This is a genomic window from Halomonas sp. SIMBA_159 (assembly GCF_046536035.1).
Classification (GTDB): domain Bacteria; phylum Pseudomonadota; class Gammaproteobacteria; order Pseudomonadales; family Halomonadaceae; genus Vreelandella; species Vreelandella venusta_A.
On the sequence record NZ_JAWJBT010000392.1, the window covers coordinates 1 to 279 of the forward strand.

The 279-nt window shown below is 46.2% G+C and carries 1 protein-coding gene; it reads right to left on the reverse strand.

From position 1 onward, the window contains the following. Positions 1-279: putative phage tail protein (locus R0J87_RS19745; protein WP_498888381.1), on the reverse strand; the 279-nt coding region annotated here is incomplete at both ends.

Here is a 279-nt window from a genome sequence, read left to right on the forward strand (position 1 = left end):
TGGTGTTCTGCAGGTCATCCAAATTAACACGAAGAGAGAAATGATAGCGGCCAGTTGTTAGACGAACCACTGCGCTAGGGTTCTTCAAGAACCGGTTCACCGCTCTTTCTAGTGATGCATACGTGATCGGTGGAATGTTTGACATGAGATTCAATACACGTGCCCTTCTCAATTCAATCGAGTCACTTGACTCCCGCTGCACCTTCAGCATCCTTTCCCATCGATCCAATCCCCATGTTGCTGTGACCGGAAACAATTGATCAGTCATATCAAAAATAG